The following is a 20,845-nucleotide window of genomic DNA, read 5'->3' on the forward strand; positions in this document are numbered from 1 at the left end:
AGAGGGAAAGTGTCGTGGGAGTGTATCACCGGAGGGGGTTCTCTTTCGCGGCGGCATGTCGGGTTCGGTGGCGGCGAGGCGGTCGTTATTTGCGTCCGCCCACGGCTTGTTCGAAGCGATTTTTTTTGCGCGCAGACGGGAAAAGCGCGAGTTGCCTTGCGACCAGCGATTCGTATCCAGCCCGTGCGAGGACATGGTTGACACACTCGCCGGTGTTGGCGCGGCGCCATAGGTTTCAACGCACCAGCCCCGTGCACCGCCCCGACGCGTCTTCACCGCTTCTCGTTACAATATTCGAATCACCACCAGGCACCGCCTCCATGTCCACGATCCCCGCCACGCGCCCCCCAATGCTCGCCACTGCCGAAGCGCTCGCGATCCTGCTTGCCGCCGCGCGACGAGTCGAGGGCGTCGAAACGATCGATACGCTCGATGCCCTCGGCCGCGTCCTCGCCGCCGATGTCGTCTCGCCGCTCGACGTCCCGCCGATGCACACCAGTTCGATGGACGGCTACGCTGTGCGCGCGGCCGATCTGGCGGGCGCGTCGGAAGGCCAGCCCGTCGCCTTGAGCGTCTCGCAGCGCGTCCCGGCCGGCCACGTCGCCGCGCCGCTCGCCGCGGGCACGGCCGCGCGCGTTTTCACCGGTGCGACCGTGCCGCCGGGGGCCGACGCCGTCGTCATGCAGGAAATGGCGAACGCCACCGAGGACGGCCGCGTCGCCTTCGCGCAGCCGCCCGTGGCCGGGGAGTGGATCACGCCCCAAGGCGCCGACATCCGCCGCGGCTCGGTGATCCTTCCCGCCGGCACGCGCCTGACGCCGCAGGCGCTCGGACTTGCGGCATCGGTGGGCTGCGCGGCGCTCGACGTCGTCAAGAAAACGCGCGTCGCCGTTTTCTTCACCGGCGACGAACTGACGATGCCCGGCGAGCCGCTGCGCGAAGGCGCGATCTACAACTCGAACCGCTTCACGTTGCGCGCGCTGCTCGCGAAACTCGGCTGCGAAGTGACCGATCTCGGCATCGTTCCCGACCGGCTCGATGCCACCCGCGATACGCTGCGCCGGGCCGCGCGCGAGCACGACCTGATTCTGACGTGCGGAGGTGTATCGGTCGGCGAGGAGGATCACGTGAAACCAGCTGTCGAGGCGGAAGGGCGCATCTCGATGTGGCAGATCGCGATGAAACCGGGCAAGCCGCTCGCGTTCGGCGCGGTGCGTCGCGGCGATGAAGGCGAGGCTTTTTTTATAGGCCTGCCCGGAAATCCGGTGTCGAGTTTCTGCACGTTCCTGCTGTTCGTCCGGCCGTTCATCCTGCGGCTGGCGGGTGTCGAAGAAGTCGCGCCACGCGTCTTTTCGATGCGCGCTGATTTCACGCAGAAAAAAGGCGATCGCCGTAACGAATTCCTGCGCGCGCGCGTGAACGACGCGGGCGGGCTCGACATCTTCGAAAATCAAAGCTCGGCCGTGCTGACTTCGACCGTCTGGGGCGACGGCCTCATCGACAATCCGCCGAATCACGCGATCGTCGCGGGCGAAATCGTGCGCTTCATTCCGTTTTCGGAACTGATGCGCTAAAGGAAAGAACGAGGAAACGATGAAAGTGGAATTGAGGTTTTTCGCGAGCGTGCGTGAAGCGCTTGGCGTGGCGAACGAGAGCGTCGAGGTGCCGGACGGCATCGTGAACGTCGGCGACGTGCGCGCCTGGCTGCGCACGCGCGGCGGCACGTGGGCCGAGACGCTCGCGGAAGGGCGGTCGCTGCGCATGGCGTGCAATCACGTGATGACGGACCCGTCGCAGCGCATCACCGAAGGCTGCGAAGTCGCGTTCTTCCCGCCGGTCACGGGCGGCTGACATGACGACCGTCCGAGTCCAGGAAGCCGATTTCGATATCAGCACCGAAGTCGCCGCGTTGCGCGCAGAGAACCCGAAGGTCGGCGCGGTGGCGTGCTTCGTCGGGACGGTGCGCGATCTGAACGAAGGCAGCGCCGTCGCGACGATGGAGCTCGAGCACTACCCGGGCATGACCGAAAAGTCGCTCGAAGCGATCGCGCGGCAGGCCCGCGAGCGCTGGCCGGGGTCGGACGTGCTGATCGTGCATCGCGTGGGCGTGTTGAAGCCGCTCGATCAGATCGTGATGGTCGCGACCACGGCGATGCATCGCGCGGAGGCTTTCGAATCCTGCGCGTTCGTGATGGATTATCTGAAGACGCAGGCGCCGTTCTGGAAGAAGGAAAAGACCGAGGCGGGCGAGCGCTGGGTCGATGCGCGCGAATCCGACGATTCCGCGCTCAAACGATGGGGCGGTTGAGCGGTTATCCCGGCCGCTCCGTCCCTTTGCCGACGAATTTCGCCGGAAAGGGTTCACCATCGGCCCGCGCAGGGAGTTCGGGCTCGTCCTTGCCGGTGCGCAGCCGTTTCAACGCCGCGAGCAGGTCGATCTGCTCATCCGGAATCTTGTAATCCCATCCGAATTTGCTCAACTGCAGACTTTGCGCGATGCGCAGCGCTGGCTCCATGAAGAGCACGGCCGCGGCAGGCTCATAGCGCGCCTCGACGGTATTCAAAAACAGCGAAAGCCAGCGCGCGAAGTGCTGCGGTTCGATATCCCCGAGCGGCCGATGCGCTTCCTGCACATTCCCTCGATATTGCTTCGAGCCCAGCACGAGGCTCGACCAGAACGTCGTCATCTTGGCGAGATGCTCGTCCCAGCGGCCCGTCAACTCGCGCGTAAAGATCGGCCCGAGCAGCGGATCGTCGTCAACGCGGTGATAGAACGCCTCGACAAGCGCGCGGACGTTGGCTTCGTCCGCTTCGGCGTGACGCGGTGTCGCGCTTTCGTGCAATGTTTCCTGATTCATGATGGGGCCAGTGTGTTCTCAAGGCGGACGGCCGCGCGTCGGTTTTGCTGACGGCGTGTAACGATCTGTCGCACAATATCGGCTTGTATGGCGGAGTGTCGGTAGCAGATGTTATCCGCCGTCGAGGCCGGCGCGGTAGTTGTCCCTTTGCGCCGAGCGGTTTCGATCATCGAAATCGTTTAACTCCACGCTTCTCCGTCTAATTAATATCAACGATGCGCCATCGAGCGCGTGCACTGAAGCAAATCATGCGACTCACCGACTACACCGATTACTCGCTGCGCGTCATGCTGTACTTGGCGATTCGTCCCGAAGGGCTCACGACAATCCAGGAAATCTCGGATGCCTACGGCATTTCCAAGAACCATCTGATGAAGGTCGTCCAACGGCTCGGTGAACTCGGCTGGATCGAGACCGTGCGTGGTCGCAACGGCGGGTTGAAGCTGAATGAGCGATCGGCCGGGTTGACGATCGGCGAAGTCGTGCGCAAGACGGAAAACGATTTCGTGATCGTCGGCTGCTTTGCCGGCGACGACGAAGCCCACCGCCATTGCGTGATCCAGCCGCATTGCCGTCTGAAAGGCGTGTTCGCCGCCGCGCGCGACGCCTTCCTCGCCGAGCTCGACAAACACACCGTCGGCGAACTGTCGGAGCCTGCAAATGAACTGGCGACGCTGCTCGGCATCGTACGATTCGTGCCGTCGGCTGGCAGCGGTTTTGCGACGGCTCATTGAGCTGACGTTTTTAGCGCGGGTGCCCGCCCGTCAACGCGTCCCGCGCCGAAATCAGAAAAAATGCGCGTGGTGCGCAAATTTATGCTTGAAAGCGCGGAGAAACACCTCATTTTGAACACATTCCGATTTGGAGGTCTCAATAATGAGAATCGACAAGCTAACCACGAAGTTTCAGGAAGCACTCTCCGACGCGCAGAGTCTCGCCGTCGGGCATGACAATCAATACATCGAACCGGTCCATCTGCTTGCCGCGCTGATCGCGCAGCAGGACGGCTCGGCGCGCTCGCTCTTGTCGCATGCCGGCGTGCAGGTGCAGGCGCTGCAAACCGCGCTCAATGACGCAATCACCCGTTTGCCGCAAGTCCGGGGCACCGACGGCAATGTGCAGGTGAGCCGCGAGCTCGCGGGCCTGCTCAACAGCGCCGACAAAGAGGCGCAAAAGCTTAACGACACGTACATCGCGAGCGAGATGTACCTGCTCGCCGTCGCGGACGACAAGGGCGAAACCGGCCGCATCGCGAAACAGCACGGCCTGACGAGGAAGGCGGTCGAGGCCGCGATCAACGCGGTGCGCGGCGGCGCGCAAGTGAATAGCCAGGACGCCGAGAGCCAGCGCGAGGCGCTCAAGAAGTACACCGTCGACCTGACGGAGCGCGCCCGTGCGGGCAAGCTCGACCCCGTGATTGGCCGCGACGACGAAATCCGCCGCGCGATCCAGATTCTCCAGCGCCGCACCAAGAACAATCCGGTGCTGATCGGCGAGCCGGGCGTCGGCAAGACGGCGATCGTCGAGGGTCTCGCGCAGCGTATCGTCAACGGCGAAGTGCCGGAAACGCTTAAGAACAAACGCGTGCTGTCGCTCGACATGGCCGCGCTGCTCGCGGGCGCGAAGTATCGCGGCGAGTTCGAAGAGCGCCTGAAGGCCGTGCTGCACGACATCGCGAAGGACGAGGGGCAGACCATCGTCTTCATCGACGAAATCCACACGATGGTCGGCGCGGGCAAGGCCGAAGGCGCGATGGACGCGGGCAACATGCTGAAGCCGGCGCTCTCGCGCGGCGAGCTGCATTGCGTCGGCGCGACGACGCTCGACGAGTACCGCAAGTACATCGAGAAGGACGCGGCGCTTGAGCGGCGCTTCCAGAAGGTGCTGGTCGACGAGCCGACGGTGGAAGCGACCATCGCGATCCTGCGCGGCTTGCAGGAAAAGTACGAGCTGCATCACGGCGTCGATATCACCGATCCGGCGATCGTCGCGGCGGCGGAACTGTCGCATCGCTACATCACCGACCGTTTTCTGCCCGACAAGGCCATCGACCTGATCGATGAAGCGGCCTCGAAAATCAAGATGGAAATCGACTCGAAGCCCGAGGAGATGGACCGGCTCGACCGTCGTTTGATCCAGTTGAAGATCGAGCGCGAAGCGGTGAAGAAGGAGAAGGACGAGGCGTCGCAAAAGCGATTGCAACTGATCGAAGAGGAAATCGACCGGCTGAACCGCGAATATTCCGATCTTGAGGAAATCTGGACCGCCGAGAAGGCCGCGGTGCAGGGCAGCGCGCAGTTGAAGGAAGAAATCGAGAAGGTGCGCGCGGATATCACGCGTTTGCAGCGCGAAGGCAAGCTCGAAAAGGTCGCTGAATTGCAGTACGGCAAGTTGCCTGAGCTCGAAGCGCGTCTGAAGCAGGTCACGCAGGCCGAGGCGACCGAGCAGAGCAATCCGACGCGGCCGCGGCTCCTGCGCACGCAGGTCGGCGCGGAGGAAATCGCGGAAGTCGTGTCGCGGTCGACCGGTATCCCTGTCTCGCGGATGATGCAGGGCGAGCGTGAAAAGTTGTTGCAGATCGAAGGCAAGCTGCATGAGCGCGTGGTCGGCCAGGATGAAGCGATCGGCGCGGTCGCCGATGCGATCCGCCGCTCGCGCGCCGGTCTCTCGGACCCGAACCGGCCGTACGGCTCGTTCCTGTTCCTCGGGCCGACGGGCGTCGGCAAGACCGAGCTGTGCAAGGCGCTGGCGGCGTTCCTGTTCGATTCGGAGGATCACCTGATCCGCATCGACATGAGCGAGTTCATGGAGAAGCACAGCGTCGCGCGGCTGATCGGCGCGCCGCCGGGCTACGTCGGCTATGAGGAAGGCGGGTATCTGACCGAGGCGGTGCGGCGCAAGCCCTACAGCGTGATCCTGCTCGACGAAATCGAGAAGGCGCATCCGGACGTGTTCAACGTCCTGCTGCAAGTGCTCGACGACGGCCGCATGACAGACGGACAGGGGCGCACCGTCGACTTCAAGAACACGGTGATCGTGATGACGTCGAATCTCGGGTCGCAGGTGATCCAGTCGATGGTTGGTGAGCCGCACAACGCCGTGAAGGACGCGGTGTGGGAAGAGGTCAAGCTGCATTTCCGGCCGGAATTCCTGAACCGGATCGACGATGTCGTCGTGTTCCACTCGCTGGATCGCAGCAATATCCAGTCGATTGCGCGGATTCAGTTGCAGCGGTTGCATGACCGGTTGGCGAAGCTGGATATGCAGTTGGACGTGTCGGATTCGGCGCTGGAGCAGATCGGCAAGGTCGGCTACGACCCGCATTTCGGGGCGCGGCCACTGAAGCGCGCGATCCAGCAGGAAATCGAGAATCCGGTGGCGAAGCTGATTCTGGCGGGCAAGTTCGGACCGAAGGACGTGATTCCAGTCGATATACGGGAAGGGAAGTTCGTGTTCGATCGCGTCGTGCATTAAGCGCTGAGGCGTTTGGTGTTTGCGAGAGGGCGGCGGAGAAATCCGGCGCCCTTTTTTTTTTATTTGCGGTCGCATGGATTTGAATACAGGCACGTCGCGTGCCGCAGGGTTCCTTTTGATTGCACGGATTTTGATAACCCATAGACTTCAATGGGGAAAAATCTATTAGATCGAACGGATAAGTGTCGACCTCATTCGCACGATGCTAGTATCTCTACGATCAAAAGGATTTCGCACATGAAGATCGAACTTGTGGATGCCCATGACATCGGCGTCGCGGTGCGCGCCGCGCGCAAGGCCCAGCGCCTTCGGCAAGACGATGCCGCGGGCAGCATCGGAGTGAGCGAGAGTTTTCTCGGCAAAGTCGAAAAGGGCGCCGAAAGCGTCCACTGGGGCAAGCTTTTCCAGGTGCTCGAAGGGCTGGGCGTGCGCGTGAGCGTCGATATCCCCGATGCCGCCGGCGAACTCTTCGCGAGTGAGGAGATCAAGCGTCGAGTGCGCGTCGAGCGGGCAGAGAAGCGCAAGGCTGTGCGGGAGAAATTGGATGAGTGAGCGGCCGGAAACCGTCGCGGCACACCGCAATCTGGTCGCGAGCATCAATGCCGTCGAAGTCGGCACGCTCAACGCCGACGACGACATCTGGTCGTTCACCTACCTCCCGTCATGGCGCGAGCGCGGCGACGGCTACGCATTGAGCCCCGCGCTTCCGCTGGATGGCGAAATGGTGCGCGACGGCAGCACGCGTCGCCCCGTCCAGTGGTACTTCGACAACCTGCTGCCCGAGGAAGGCCAGCGCACGCTGCTCGCGCGCGACGCCGCGATCCGCAATGAAGCCGATGCCTTCGCGCTGCTGGCGCACTACGGCGCTGTGATGGCATCCAGCTCGCGCCGTTCTACGACCTGCTGAGCGTGGCCGCGTATGGCACGCCGTCGTATCAGAAGAGCGACTGGCCGGGCAGGGCGTCGTTCGCGTGGGACCTGCTCGATGCGCGCCACTACGCCGACTTCGACCGCGCGCTAATGCTGCGCGCCGCAGACGTGCTCGGCATCGCGAAAAAAACGGCGGTGCGCCTGCTGGATGCGCTCGTCAGCGGCATCGCGAAGGCGGCGGCGGATTTGTATGCGCAGGTTGAAGAGGAGAACGCCGCGTTGCTGGCGGCGCGGCCCGCGCTCGCCGCGACGCTCGGCGGCGAGTTGACCTGCCTGCGCGTGATCCGCCACACGATCATCGCGGATATGGTGCGCAGGCTGGAGAAGTAGAGGCGGGAAGGAGGCCTATCGCGAGCGCGTGAACACCGCTCATGGTTTGCGTGCGAGCGGTGTGAACGAGGACAAATCTGAAGCAAGCGCCGGCCAATATTGCGAGCACGGTTTGACTAAGAATAAGAGCAAAGGTGGAAACGCCGACAAACCCCTTCGCTCTAGCAAGCGAATCGGAGTCAAACGCACAAACGAAAACGCCGCCGACGCGAGAAGCGCCAGCGGCGTTGATCCGTTAAAAACGCCTTAAGTGTTCTTGTCGCCTTCGCTCTTGCCGAACAGACCGCCCAGTCCGCCGAGCGAGCCCAGCACGCCGGTCAGATCGAGCTTGCCTTCCGCGGGGACTTCGCCGTTGGGCGTCGCGCGGTCGACGAGATTCGGCAGCACCGCCGCCAGCATCCCCGACAGTTGATCACCCGAGACACCCGCCTTTTGCGCCAGCGCGCCGACCTGCTCGGAGCCGAGCACGTTCGTGATCGTGTCGGGGGCGATCGGCTTGTTCTCGCCAGTGCCGATCCATGAGGAAATGATGTCGCCCGCGCCGTGTTCGTGGAAACGCTGGATCAGTCCGCTCAGGCCGCCTGGCTGATTGTTGATGAACTCCATCGCGACAGCGATCAGATTGGAGGAGCCGCCGCCGCCTTCAGGCGACGATTTGCCGAGGGAGGATGCAAGGGAATCGAGTAGGCTCATGGCTGTCTCACTACGAATGATGCGGGTTGGATGCCGCCGTGGCGCCGCGTGCGTGCCGCAAACGAGGCCAGGGCGGGATGCGCCGTCCGCACGCGGGCGACGAAAAAGGTACTGCTGCGAGTAACCTGTGCGGTGACTGCGCGCCGATTGAACGATCCGGCTTCGCGAATCCGCGCACCCGTTATCGAGTCGCGGTTCGCCGATTGGTTCCAGTCGAGCAGCAGACGTTGGCTTACTGGCTCGCCGCCGCGCTGCTTGCGGCCTTGTCTTTCTTCTTCGACTTGGCCGGCTTCGTGTCGCTTGCGCCGGATGCCGATGCGGCTCCCGCAGCAGCGGCTTTCTTCGATGCCTTGGTCGCCTTCGTGCCCGAGGCTGCCGTCGTCGTTGCAGGCGCCGCCGCCGTGCCCGATGCCGCATCGGCCGAAGCGCTGGCTTTGTCCTTCTTCGATGCCTTCGTAGCCTTCGGCGTCGAAGCGGGAGCGGGCGCAGCAGTCGTCGCCGTGGTAGCCGCAGGCGCTGTCGACGATTTGCCCGACGACGTGCTCGGACGCGCGGCCGGCTTGCCGCTCGGCGGAGCAGAAGAACCGCCGACGGTCAGACCTTCCGCCTCGAGATTCGTCACCGATTTCGTGCCGAGGCCCTTGACGCGGGTGGCGAGGTCGTCGGCGTCCTTGTACGGGCCGTTTTTCGTACGTTCGTCGATGATCGCCTTCGATTTCACCGGCCCCAGGCCCTTGACGGCCTCGAGCGCGGCCTGGTCGGCGGTGTTGACATCGACGGCCGCGAACGCGGCTCCAACCGACAGCATAAGCGCAACGCACAGCATCAGCAGCTTTTTCAGCATGACAGGCACTCCGGAAGAGAGCTAGATTGAAAAGTCGGTCGGGCGGAGTCGATCAGGTTCGATCGGTGCCGTTAAGCATAGGATAAAAACCGTCCCGGACGATATTGGGCCGCATTTTGCCCCGCCATGTCGGTGGCAATGCGCGGCCTCACAATAATTAACGTTGTGGCACCCCGCCGGATGACCGCGTTTGTACCGATGCCCGCGACGTTTCGTGATCCCGATGGTCGTCACGGCGTCATTGCGCCGGTTTCGACGGCAAATTGGCGGATTGTGAAGGATCGCGCAGCGGTGCCGCCGCAACCGGCGCTTTGGCGAACGCGCCGCGCACTTCGAAACCGACCTTGTCGAGCACGACGCCTTTCGAATCGACGAGTTCGAGCGTATGACGTCCCGGCCACGGCAGCCACGCGATGCGCGGCGCGCGGCCGAGCGTCTTGCCATCGAGTTGCCATGCGTTTTGCTGCGCCGGACCGCCCGCGCTTTCGAACCACACGCGCTGCGAGGCCGCAGGAATGTCCGGGTCGAGCGCGAAGATGGTGCCGTCGGTGGGCGCGCCGATCTTCGCCGCGCCGCGATTCGACGCGCCCGCGAGCGCCGCCGACGACAGCGCGATCCGCGGCATTTCCGAGCCGCGCACGAACCAGTCGTCGCGCGACGGTTCGATGTGATCCTCATACGCGATGCGCGTTTTCACGACGCCCGCAGGCGCGCTCGCGGCCCGGCTCGGCACGCGGCGATGCAGGTAATTGATCAACGCGGCCCACACCGGCGCGGCGCCGGTAACGCCGGAGACGTCCCACATCGGCGCGCCGTCCGCATTGCCGACCCACACGCCGACGGTATAGCGCGACGAATAGCCGATCGCCCAGTTGTCGCGCATGTCCTTGCTCGTGCCCGTCTTCACCGCGCTGAAAAAGCGTGTCGCGAGGACGCTGTCGAAGCCGAAGGTGCGGGTGCGCGCGTTGTTGTCGGCGAGGATGTCGGTGACGATGAAGCTCGCTTCGGGGCTGAATACGCGCGTGCTGGCAGGCGGCGGCGCGTGCGTCAGGAGATCGCGCGTCGGATTTGCGACGCCGCCGTTGGCGAGCGCCCGATACGCGTTGGTGAGCGAGAGCAGCGTCACGTCGGCGCTGCCGAGCGCGAGGCTGAAGCCATAGTAGTCGCCGGTTTGCGACAACGGCAGCCCGAGCGCGACGAGCGTCTTCGCGAAGCGATGCGGCGTGACCATCACGAGCGCGCGCACGGCCGGCACGTTCAGCGACGACCCAAGCGCCGTGCGCACGCTCACCCAGCCCTTGAAATCGTGATCGTAGTTCTGGGGAATGTAGAGGCCGCCGCCGGTCGCGAGGTCGAGCGGAGCGTCGTCGAGAAGGGTCGCGGAGGTCAGACGTTTCTCATCGATCGCCTGTGCATATAAGAACGGCTTGAGCGTCGATCCGGCCTGGCGTGCGGCGAGCACCGCATCGACTTCGGGCGCATTCGAGAAACCGCCCGCCGATCCGACCCACGCGAGCACGTCGCCCGTCTTGTTGTCGATGACGATCGCCGCGCCGTCGTGCACGTTGCGCGGCGCGGCGCGCGAATTGAGTTCGGTGAGCGTGCGCGCGAGCGTGTCGCGGGCGTAGCGTTGCAGGCGTGCATCGAGCGTCGATCGAACGCGCGCGCCCGCCGCTGGATGCGCCTCGCCCGCGATGCGCCGCGCGAAATGCGGTGCGAGCGCGTCGTAGTCGGACGAAAGCGCGGGCGCCGATGTCGTGCGCGTGAGCGCCAACTGGACGTAGGCGTCGAGGTTCGCGCAGCCCTCAGCCGCACGCATGTCGCGCAGGATCGCACACGCGCGCGCTGCCACCTTCGCATACGGCGCGTTCGGCGCGCGCACGAGCGCCGCGGCGAGCGCGGCCTCGCGTTCGTTCAGCCCGGAAGGCGCCTTGCCGAAGAGCGTCTGCGAGAGCGCGGACAACCCGACGATTTCCCCGCGAAACGGCACGAGGTTCAGATAAGCCTCAAGAATCTGATCCTTGCGCCACGCATGATCGAGCCACAGCGCGCCGACCGTCTGCTGCGCCTTTTCACCGACGGAGCGCCGGCCCGGCCGCTTGCCTTCGTCGTCGATGAGCGTGGTGAGCTGCATCGTCACCGTCGATGCGCCGCGCGTGCGCGTGTTCCACAGATTGCCCCACGCAGCCGCCGCCGCGCCGCGCCAGTCGACGCCGCCGTGCTCGTAGAAGCGCTTGTCCTCCGATACGACGATCGCCTGCCGCAAGGCCGGCGAGATGTCGGCGAGCGCGACCCAGTCGCCGCGCCGCGCCGTCCTGTCGATGCGCACGCGCTGCAGCGGCTCGCCGTCGCGATCGAGCAGGACCCAGTCGGAGCTGCGCCAGTTGCCGCGGACTTCGTCGAACGTCGGCCACGCGTGCGCGGGAAGCGCCAGCAGGCATCCGATGACGACAACGAGGCGGGCGGCGGCGCGTTTCATCGCGTCACTTCGCAGCGAGTGGCTTGACGACGACCGGCGCGTTCGGCGTCGCGCCGAACGTCGAGGGCGCGTAGAGCGCTTCGACGCGCGTCGGAGGCAGGCCGAACGTGCCGGCGTTATTGAGCCGCACGGTGTATTCGACCTGCAGCTTGCCCTTCGGCAGATAGTCGTAATACGCGCGATAGCCGTCGAAACCGCGCTCGACGAACGCCGGCCACGCGCCTCGCTGCTGCTGCTCGCCTTCGGTCGCGGCCTCCGAATCGCGGCCGAGCCCGGAGCCAAGGATCGTCGCGCCGGCGGGAATCGGATCGTTGACGACGACCCATGTCATGTCACTCTGCGCGTCGATATCGAGCCGCACGCGCACGATGTCACCGCGCGTGAGCACGCCCCTGACGGCCGGATCGATGGGCGTGACGGTCTTCGTGATCCGGTAGCCCGACGCGAACGGCGCCTTCAACGCAACGGCCGCGAGACTTTCGATCGTCGCCCACGGCTTGCCCGTGCCTTGCTGCGTAACCGTGAGCGTGCCGTTCGACCAAGGCAGCGTCGCGCTGGCAGGCGGCGTTATCGTCTGTTCACTTGACCCAAGCTGCACCTTCGTCTGCCCGCTGACCGGCGTGCTTTCGAACACGCGCGAGAAGCGCTCGACGGCGAGCGTGCCCCAGAGGTTCGCGGTCGTCGTCTGCCAGGCGCCGTTCTTCTGCAACGCCAGCAATCCGCCGACGAGACGCGGCATTTCGTCTTTCCAGCCGGGCGCGTCGGCGAAAAGAAGCGCCGTGCGCGCCGCGTTCGATTCGGTGCCGGTCATGAGCCAGTAGAGGTCGTCGTCGCGTTCGGTCGAGAAGGTGAGGCGCGTGCCCTGATACGTGAGCCGCGCCCGCAGGATCTGCTCGACTTGCGCGCGCTTGTCGTCGCGGCCCGGGATGCCATCGACGCGCGAGAGGATCGCGTAGTAGTCGAGCAGCGCCGAGGTCGGCCACTGGTTCGGCGTGACGGTGATCGAGCCGAGCATGCGCGGCTGCGCCATGCCGAACCTCGACAGCGCTTCGAGCGCCGCAAGCTTGCGCAAGTCGAGATCCTGACGCGGGGCCCAGAAGTCGCGCTTTATCTTCCCTTCGACGAAATTCACGAGCCCCGCCGCGAGCTTGTTTCTCGTCTCGTCGGGGAGAGCGAAGCGACGGTCCGCCTTCGACGCCTCGTCGGATGCCGCAAGCAGATACGCCGACAGCGTCGGGCTGCCGGTGGGCTTTTCGTCGTCGGCGGGCGGGAAGTAGTTCGCGAGGCCGTCGCGGTCCAGATACGACGGCATGCGTGCGAGCACCGTTTGCCATTGCGCGGCATCGGCGAGACCGAGCGCGCGCGAACTCTGCTGCTCCAGGCACGAGTACGGATAGCGCTCGAACCAGCGGCGCACGCCGGGCAGGCCGTCGGCAAGCTTCGGCTGCAAGGACACCGCGACACCGCCGCGCAGCACGCCGTCGCCCGATGCCACGGCATCGGCGGGCGGGGCGACAGGCAGGGTGAGCGTGCCGTCGACTTGCGCGATCGTCGCCTGCTGGACCGTCACGGGGATCGCGGCCGTCACGCGCTGGGTCAGCTTGACGCTGTCGCTCGCCTTCGCGCCGCCTTGCTCCGCTGCGCTTACTTCCCACGTCAACGAAGCGGAAGCCGCCGCGCCGATCGCATCGGGTGTCGTCACGTTCCACGCGATTTCCTGCGACGAATCCGCCGCAAGCTCGACGGTCTGCGCGGGCAGATCGAGCGTCGGCACGCGCGGCGTCACGACGACGGTCATCTTGCGCGGGGTCGTGTTGCGCAGCGTGAACTGCGCGCGGAACGCATCGCCGACACGCACGAGCGGGGGCAGTCCCGAGATCAGCTGCAAGTCCTGCGTGCTGCGGATCGACGCGCTGCCGCTGCCGAACTGCCCCGCGCCGACGGTCGCGATCGCGACGATCCGAAAGCTCGTCAGCGCGTCGTTGAGCGGCACGTCGACGGACGCTTCGCCGTTTGCATCGAGCGTCACGCGCGGATTCCAGAGCAGGAGCGTGTCGAAGAGTTCGCGCGTCGCGCCGTGTCCGCCGCCGCCGCCCGCCGGCACCGCCTTGCGCCCGAAATGGCGCCGCCCGACGATCTCCATCTGCGCCGTCGATGTCTCGACGCCATACGCACGCCGTTGCAGCATGGCGTCGAGCACGTCCCAGCTTCGGTTCGGCATCAGTTCGAGCAGGGCTTCATCGACGGCGGCGAGCGCGATCTGCGTGCCCGCTGGCGCGGGTTTGCCGCCGGGCAGCGCCACGCGCACCTTCACGTGCGCCTTCGAGCGCACCGCATATGACTTCGCGTCGGGGTTCACCGTCACGGCGAGCCGGTGCGCCGCCGTGCCGACCTTGATCTCCGCGAGGCCGTAGCGGAACGCCGGCTTCGACAGATCGACGAGCGGCGTCGGCGCTTCGTACTGGCGGCCTTCGTACCAGAACGCGCGCGCCCATTCGACGGGCGCCTTCCAGCCCCACGTAAAGAACGAATACCACGGCACTTCGTGAATCCGTCCGCGCAGCGCGAGCACCGACACATACACGTTCGGCCCCCACGATTCCTGCACTTTCAGCTCGACGGTCGGGTCCTTGCCGTTCAGTTCGATGACTCGCGTCTCGACCACGCCCTCGCGTTCCACCGCGACGAGCGCTGTCGCGTACCGGAACGGCATGCGCACCTGGAAACGCGCCGTTTCGCCCGCTTCGTAGCTGGCTTTTTCCGGAAGGATGTCGATGCGGTCGGTGTTTTCACCGCCGAACCACAGTTCGTCCTCGCGCGTAACCCACACCGAAGTGGTGGCGCTGGCGGCGCGCCCGTCGCCGTCTTTCGCGACGGCGATCAGGTCGATGTTGCCCGCTTCCTTCAATTTGGCGTCGCAGGAGAGGAGACCGTGGTCGTCGCTCTTGCCGCTGCAAAGCGTGCCGAGGTCCTTGGTTTCCGTGTGGTTGTCGTAGGCGTAGAAGCCGCCGACCATGCGCTTGCGCGAACTCGACATCGTCCGCGCAACGGCGCGCACTTCCAGCGCGACGCCCGCTCGCGGCTTGCCCTGCAGGTCGACGGCGAGCGCCTGCACCGGCACCGCGTTGCCGACCGAGACCCAGTGCCCCGCCTTGATGCCGGCCGCGACAGCGGCGGGCCAGAGCGTGGCGTCGCCGCGAATCGTCTGGATTTCGCCGTTTGGGTCGGCGAAGGTCGCTTCCAGCGCGAGGCGCTTCGGCGCCTCGACGGCGGGCAGCGGCTTGAGCGTCACTGCGCCCGCGCCGTTGCGATCGAGCGAGACGGCCACTTTATCGGCGACGAGCAGCGCCTTCGATGCGTCTTCCTGCGTGCTTTCCTCATCGTCCGACGCCGCGCTCGCGCCGTTGTCGGCGGGCTTTCGATACGGCGTAAAACTGAACGCCTCGTATTGCGACGCGAACGCGGGCGACGCGTCGCGCAGCAGCGCCGACACTTTCACCGGCAGGTTCGACGCCGGCCCGCCCGACACGTATTCGATCTGCACCGCGACCGGCGCTTCGTTCGCCGCGACGAGCGCACCCGTTTTCGAATCACGTACGGCGATAGAGCCCTTGAACACCGGCAGCCGGAACTCCTCGACGCGAAAGCTCCCCGCATAGAACGACGACCCCGACGATCCCTCGTCGTTGCTCGAAGCCGAACCGTCGTCGAGCGACACGCTGTATTCGCCGAGTTTCGCCGCCGTGGGCACGGGGAACGTGGAGTCAGCGCTGTGATCGGCGGCCCAGACGAGCGGCAGGCGATACGTCTGCCCGCTGCCTTCGTGGCGGATCGTCATGCGCGACGGATAGTGGTCCGGAAACCTGAATCCGCCGAGCGTCTCGACCCGCATCAGATGTTTCATCGACACTGTTTCGCCCGCGCGCACGAGCGTCCGGTCGAAGACGGTATGCGCGCGCGTCGTCTGGTCGAGGGCCATGTCGGTCGGCACGTTGAAGCGCCACGACTCGATGCCGCGATTCCAGTCCGAGCGCACGAACGCCATGTCGGGGCCGGTGGCGGGATCGTCGACGCGCGCCGACACGAAGAAGCCGTTGTAGCTGAAGCTATGCTCATCGCACTGGCTGAGCGGCGCGAGCGGCTTGCTGATCGTGACGAGGCCGCTCGCGTCGGTCTTGCCGAGCGCGAGTTGCTCGCCGTTGCAGTCGGTCACGCGCACTTGCGCGTTGGGCACGGGCTTGCCGCTGTCGAGCGCCGTCACCCAGACGACGCTGTTTTCGCGGCCCTGCTTGAAGTGCACGCCGAGGTTGGTCACGAGCACCGACGTGCGCACGTACATCGCCTGGGGCTTGCCGAGGAGCGAACTGCCGAGCGCGGGCGACGCCAGTTCGACGACATAGAAACCGGGCTTCGCCAGCGGAATGCCGACGACCTCGAACGGCCTGAGCGACTTCGGATCGGCGGCGGGAAGCGTGAGCGCTTCGACGCCCGGCTGCTTCGTCAGCAGCGATAGGGAACGCACGTCGATCTGCGGGTCCTTCGCGGTGCTGGTGGGGGTGTACACCGGCGCGATGCCGTTCGCTAGCGCTTGCGGCAGCGTCGCTTCGATCTCGGTGCGCGACATCGACGTGCCGTCGAAGCGGTCGACGATGCGCATCCAGCGGCGGATTTCGTCGTCGGCATCGACTTTTAGCTTCGTCACGCGCGACGGGCCCGCGTTCAAGCCCTGCACATGTAGATCGGCTTCGACGTGACGCAGCGTGACGGGCAGCATCGCGGGCATGTTCGGCTCGGCGAAGCGCTCGATGATGCCGAACGTCGACGACGAAAATTTCGCAAGCGGCGGCATTGGCGCGGTCGCGGTCTTGAGCGGGAACAGGTCGGCGTTGGCGAGCTTGCGGCCGCTCGTATCGGACAGGTTCGCGGGCAGTGCGATCGACAAATCCGCACGCTCGGGCAGCGGCGCTGCGAACTCGATGCCTTCGACTTCCGTGCTCTTGTCGTCGTCGAAGTGCGGCGCGACGTTGCCGCCGGGGCCGTGCAGCACGATCTTCGCGGCATCCGCGCGGCTGACCGGCGCGCTGAAGCGCAGGCGCAATGGCCTGAGCGGCGTGCACGGCGCTTTCTCGTTCTCGCGCTCGCACGAAAAACTCGCGGTGAAGGGCTCGCGCACGGTGAAGTCGAAGCGCTTTTCGACATCGTTCGCGATGCCGCCCGGGCCCGCTACGCCCGCGCCGTACACGAGTTGCATCTTCGTAGCGGAGGGGAGGGTCTGCTGGCAGGCAAGCGTCAGCACGCGGTCGCTTTCTTGGTCGAGCCGGAAGTGCTTGAGCAGCGCGGCGCGCGCGGCGGCATCGAGTGTCTTGACGGGAATCCGGTTGCCGAGCCCGCTCGATTCGCACCACACGTTCGCGAGCACCGAGGCCTCGGTCGCCGGGCCGTTCAGCCGCAACACGAACACCTGATCTTCCTCGATTTCGCCGCCACCCGGCATCACGCGCGTGACGAACGGGCCGCCCGTCTCGAACGTGAAACTGCGCTTGCCCGTGACCGCGTTGCCAGCGGAGGACTTCAAGCCGTCGTTGAAATCGACCGCGCACTGGACGCCCGGCGGGAGGTCGGCCATGAAATCGTAGGCCCAGGTTTTTTCGTTGATCCAGCGCGCCGTGCCCGCCACCGACGCACCCTTGCAGCTCACCTTGGCCGGTGCCTGCGCGCCCGGACTGCCGAACGCGATCATCGCTTCGTCGAATTTGACGACGACCTGACGCACCTGCGCGACCTTGCCCTGCGGTGACACGCTGACGGCGCGAGCGGCGTCAGCGCGCTCGATCGCGGCGCCGAAGACAACGGCGGTGAACAGGGCCATCGCGGCCAGAATCCATTGTTGTTTTGCTTTGACGCGGCTCATTCGCGCTTGACTCCAGATCGGCAGACGCCGCCGATTCTACCGGAGCCCTACGCATTTCTTTCAACCAGCGTGCATGTGGCGGCAGGTTTTTGCCCGAAGGTTGCGTTCGATGGCAGTTTTACGCGTTATGCGCGCGCTCTGCCCCAACTGGAACGTGCCGCGTACTGACCTTGCGCCAGTACATATAGAGTCCGACGCCCGCCACGCCGAGGCTTGCCGTATTCGCGACCCAGAAGCCGCGCGCGCCCTGAAGCCACATCGGCACCGCGCCGCCGACGTCGAAGCCGAGCAGATAGCCGCCGCCCAGCCCGATGCCCCACAGCGCGACGGCATAGATCACGGTCGGCACGAGCGTCACTTTGTAGGCGCGCAGCACGAACGCGGTCGAAATCTGCAGCGCGTCGAAGAGGTGGTAGAACACGATGATCAGCACGAGCGGCATCGCTGCCGCGATCACCGCCTGATCCGGCGTGTAGGCAGCGATGAGGTGTGGCCGCAGCGCCAGCACGAGCGCACCGTAGACACACGCGATCAGCGTCGCGAGCGCGATGCCGTGACGCGAGAGCGACGCGGCGTCATCGAAACGTTGCGCGCCGAGCGCCTGCGAGACGAGCGTCGACGAAGCGATGCCGATCGAAAGCGGCGTCATGTAGAGTACCGCGCCAAGATTGCCGGCGATCTGATGGCCGGCAAGCGACGTCGTGCCGAAGCGCGAGATGAAAAGCGCCATGAACGTGTACGACGTCACTTCGATCAGGTACGACAACCCCATCGGAATGCCGAGTTTCAGGAGCGCCGCCTGTCGCTTCCAGACCGGCCAGCAAAAGCGCGTGAAGATCTCGAACGGCCGGAAGAACTCGAACTTCACGAGCACCGTCATCCCGACGATCGCCAGCATCCAGTTGATGAGCGTGCTCGCGAGCGCGCAGCCGGGGCCGCCGAGCGCCGGCACGCCGAAGCCGCCGAAGATGAACCAGGTATTGAGCGGAAACTTGACGATCAGCGCGCCGACTTGCAGAAACATCACGAGCCGGGGCTTGCCGACCGCGTTCGTAAGCGAACTGTAGACGCGAAACACAAGGCTCGCCGGCAGCCCGAACGACACGATCCGCAGATATTGCACCGTGCGCTCGTGCAGCGCGGGCGGCGCGTCGGCGAGGCCGAGCAGCGGTTCGGGAAAATAGAGCAGCACGAAGCCGATCGCGGCGAGCGCGGCGGCGAGCCAGAGCGCCTGCCGCACTTCCTCGCCGATCTCCTTCTCGCGCGCCGCGCCGAAAAGCTGCCCGGCGATCGGCTGCAGCGCGACCAGAATGCCCGTCAGCCCGATATAGATCGAGATATACACCGACGACCCGAGCCCGAGCGCGGCGAGATCCGTGGCGGAAAAGCGGCCGACCATCGCGGTATCGATCACGCCGAACGCGATGATGGCCAACTGGCCGATCAGCACCGGCCACGCGAGCGACGCGATCCTGCGGACGTCGGCGAGCATTGCGTGCAACGGCTGCGTCATCGATTCAAGGCCGGCGCAGCGTCTTCGGACGCGGCCGCTTGATGGGCGGCGTCGGACGTTCGATGCGCACGTAGAGGCGGAAGCGCTCGTCGCGGTCGGCGACGCGCCGGCCTTCCCAGACGAGCTTCCACTCGAACGCCGACATCGACGACGGCTCGCCGAAATCGTTGCGATCCTGCCGCAGGATTACGTCGCAGTCTTCGTCGAACGCGAAGTGCATGCCGCCGAAATAGGCGAAGGTGGCGATCTGCGCGTCGCCGAGACGCACCGGCGAGATGCAGGTGTAGTCGGGCGGAAGATGATCGGCGATGCGCTCGGCGACGTCGCGATACGTGCGGCTGTAGTTCACGACCGGCAGCCACAGTGTCATCAGCAGCACCCACATCAGCGTGGTTCCGGCGCTGGACAGCACGACGCTGCGCCAGAGCACTTTCGGATGGCGCGCGAGACGCCAGCGTGCTAGCAGGAACCAGCAGACCGTGACCGCCACCGCGCACACGAATGACAGGATCTTGAACTCCGGCGCGAAGCCGGGCGCCAGGCGCGCGAGATTGCGCGCGAGCGGCGCCGGCCAGCCGATCATGCCGGCCGTCCAGACGAGCCATACGAACGTGCCGAGGATCGTGAAGCTCAACATCGCGAACCAGTCGATGGCGTTGATCGCGCCGCGCTTGAGCGTCGGCAAAGCGAAAGTCGCGAGCACCGAGAGCGGCGGCAGCAACAGCATGAAGAGCCGGTTCGTCTCGCGGCTTTGTAAAACGACCAGCACGAGCAGCGGCCCGATCACCGAGAGCGGCACGGCCACGTGCGGCGAGCGCCGCTGGCCGCTCCAGCTCACGAACGTCCAGATCGCGAGCGGCCACGCGGGCCACGTGAAGAGCGGCAGGTTCTTCATCGCGTAGCCGAGAACTTCGGTCGGCGGTCCCGTGAACGTGTGAAAACTGTTGCGCCACCACTGGCGCAGCCACCATTCGCCGTCGTCGGGATAATAGTGCAGCGTCGCCAGCACCCACGCGCCGATCAGCACGATCGCGACTGGCAGCCCCATGATCACGAGCGGCAACGGCCGCACCTGACGCACGATGATCGTCATCGCGAGCGTGCAGATGAGGAGAGCGAAAACGAGCACCGGGCTGCTCGACAAGCCCACCACGCCGATCGCCGCACCCCAGATCAGCGCGCCTTGCACGGGTTTGTCGATGCTGCGCACGAGGCCGTAGACGAGCATCGCGCTGCCGGTGAATTGCGCGAGGAGCGGGGAGGTTTCGTGGCCGCGCTCGGCGAGACCGAAGCAGGCGAGCAGGATCAGGAGCGCGCCGTCGGCGAGCGTGCGGCCGTAGTCGCGCGGTTCCGGCTCGCCGCCGAACGCGTATTTGAACGGCTGCGCTTCGTCGCGCCGGCCGAGGAGGTAGGCCGTATACCAGACGAACGCGCAGGCGAGACAGAAGAGCAGGCCCGTCACGACGCGCGACGCATTGCTCGCATCGACCCACGGACTCAGCACGCGGATCGATAGCGCGCCGAGCCAGTACATCAGCGGGCCGTCGCCGGTCAGCGCCTTGCCGACGAGATTCGGCAGCAGCCAGTCCTTGGCGTCACCGTTTGCCATCGTCCACATCACGCCGAAGCCCGCCGCGTCCTCGTTCTTCCACGGATCGCGGCCGAAAAGACCGAACGACGCATAGACGATACAGATGGCGAGCAGCAGCCAGCGCGGCAGGGCGCTGGTGGCGGAGGCGGTCAGGCGGACGACAGATCGCATGCGAAAAGGTGAGAGAGGATGGGGAGGCTGGCGGGCTTTCGGGTGTCACCG

At 65.6% G+C, this 20,845-nt stretch carries 15 protein-coding genes; 8 read left to right on the plus strand and 7 right to left on the minus strand.

The window, feature by feature from the left end; translation table 11 throughout:
- The first annotated feature begins 350 nt into the window (after positions 1–350).
- The 3 genes from AWB65_RS05370 to moaE are packed head-to-tail and all read left to right on the plus strand — an operon-like array spanning position 351 to position 2,308.
- On the plus strand, positions 351–1,574 hold the full coding sequence (locus AWB65_RS05370; protein ID WP_200821675.1) for a molybdopterin molybdotransferase MoeA: 1,224 nt from the start codon (positions 351–353) through the stop codon (positions 1,572–1,574).
- 19 nt (positions 1,575–1,593) lie between these two features.
- Positions 1,594–1,851, plus strand: a complete 258-nt coding sequence (gene moaD / locus AWB65_RS05375) for a molybdopterin converting factor subunit 1 (protein ID WP_087666157.1) — start codon at positions 1,594–1,596, stop codon at positions 1,849–1,851.
- A 1-nt stretch (position 1,852) separates the two neighbouring features.
- Entirely contained in the window at positions 1,853–2,308 is a 456-nt protein-coding gene (gene moaE / locus AWB65_RS05380) for a molybdopterin synthase catalytic subunit MoaE (RefSeq protein WP_087666158.1), read from the plus strand.
- A 4-nt stretch (positions 2,309–2,312) separates the two neighbouring features.
- Here the strand turns inward: moaE and AWB65_RS05385 are convergent, their stop codons facing one another.
- A complete protein-coding gene (locus AWB65_RS05385) occupies positions 2,313–2,858 on the minus strand; it encodes a group III truncated hemoglobin (protein WP_087666159.1) in 546 nt (181 codons plus the stop codon).
- Between the two features lie 248 nt (positions 2,859–3,106).
- Here AWB65_RS05385 and AWB65_RS05390 point away from each other — a divergent pair, with 248 nt between their 5' ends.
- The 5 genes from AWB65_RS05390 (at position 3,107) to AWB65_RS37725 (ending at position 7,592) form a co-directional block, all read left to right on the plus strand.
- The gene (locus AWB65_RS05390; protein ID WP_087666160.1) at positions 3,107–3,592 is read left to right on the plus strand and encodes an Rrf2 family transcriptional regulator; all 486 of its coding nucleotides are present in this window, start codon (positions 3,107–3,109) and stop codon (positions 3,590–3,592) included.
- A 142-nt stretch (positions 3,593–3,734) separates the two neighbouring features.
- The gene (gene clpB, locus AWB65_RS05395; protein ID WP_087666161.1) at positions 3,735–6,332 is read left to right on the plus strand and encodes an ATP-dependent chaperone ClpB; all 2,598 of its coding nucleotides are present in this window, start codon (positions 3,735–3,737) and stop codon (positions 6,330–6,332) included.
- Between the two features lie 237 nt (positions 6,333–6,569).
- Positions 6,570–6,884 carry a helix-turn-helix domain-containing protein gene (locus tag AWB65_RS05400; RefSeq protein ID WP_087666162.1) on the plus strand — a complete coding sequence of 105 codons (315 nt, stop codon included), beginning with the start codon at positions 6,570–6,572 and terminating at the stop codon, positions 6,882–6,884.
- Entirely contained in the window at positions 6,877–7,239 is a 363-nt protein-coding gene (locus AWB65_RS37720) for a HipA N-terminal domain-containing protein (protein ID WP_327357346.1), read from the plus strand. Before AWB65_RS05400 ends, AWB65_RS37720 begins: the two co-directional genes overlap by 8 nt.
- Positions 7,240–7,241: 2 nt before the next feature.
- Positions 7,242–7,592: a hypothetical protein gene (locus tag AWB65_RS37725; protein ID WP_327357348.1), complete on the plus strand. Its 351-nt coding sequence runs from the start codon at positions 7,242–7,244 to the stop codon at positions 7,590–7,592.
- Positions 7,593–7,838: 246 nt separating this feature from the next.
- Here the strand turns inward: AWB65_RS37725 and AWB65_RS05410 are convergent, their stop codons facing one another.
- The 6 genes from AWB65_RS05410 to AWB65_RS05435 form a co-directional block, all read right to left on the minus strand.
- Positions 7,839–8,285: a YidB family protein gene (locus AWB65_RS05410; protein ID WP_087666163.1), complete on the minus strand. Its 447-nt coding sequence runs from the start codon at positions 8,283–8,285 to the stop codon at positions 7,839–7,841.
- A gap of 232 nt (positions 8,286–8,517) precedes the next feature.
- Entirely contained in the window at positions 8,518–9,129 is a 612-nt protein-coding gene (locus AWB65_RS05415) for a ComEA family DNA-binding protein (protein ID WP_087666164.1), read from the minus strand.
- 238 nt (positions 9,130–9,367) lie between these two features.
- Positions 9,368–11,608 (minus strand): penicillin-binding protein 1C, encoded by a 2,241-nt coding sequence (gene pbpC, locus AWB65_RS05420; RefSeq protein WP_087666165.1) that lies wholly within the window; start codon positions 11,606–11,608, stop codon positions 9,368–9,370.
- 4 nt (positions 11,609–11,612) lie between these two features.
- Positions 11,613–17,519: an alpha-2-macroglobulin family protein gene (locus AWB65_RS05425; RefSeq protein ID WP_087666166.1), complete on the minus strand. Its 5,907-nt coding sequence runs from the start codon at positions 17,517–17,519 to the stop codon at positions 11,613–11,615.
- A 118-nt stretch (positions 17,520–17,637) separates the two neighbouring features.
- Entirely contained in the window at positions 17,638–19,011 is a 1,374-nt protein-coding gene (locus AWB65_RS05430) for an MATE family efflux transporter (protein ID WP_087666318.1), read from the minus strand.
- A 25-nt stretch (positions 19,012–19,036) separates the two neighbouring features.
- On the minus strand, positions 19,037–20,794 hold the full coding sequence (locus AWB65_RS05435) for an ArnT family glycosyltransferase (RefSeq protein ID WP_087666167.1): 1,758 nt from the start codon (positions 20,792–20,794) through the stop codon (positions 19,037–19,039).
- Positions 20,795–20,845 lie beyond the last annotated feature (51 nt).

Origin of the sequence: Caballeronia humi (genome assembly GCF_001544475.1) — a bacterium.
In the GTDB taxonomy this organism is placed as follows: Bacteria; Pseudomonadota; Gammaproteobacteria; order Burkholderiales; family Burkholderiaceae; genus Caballeronia; species Caballeronia humi.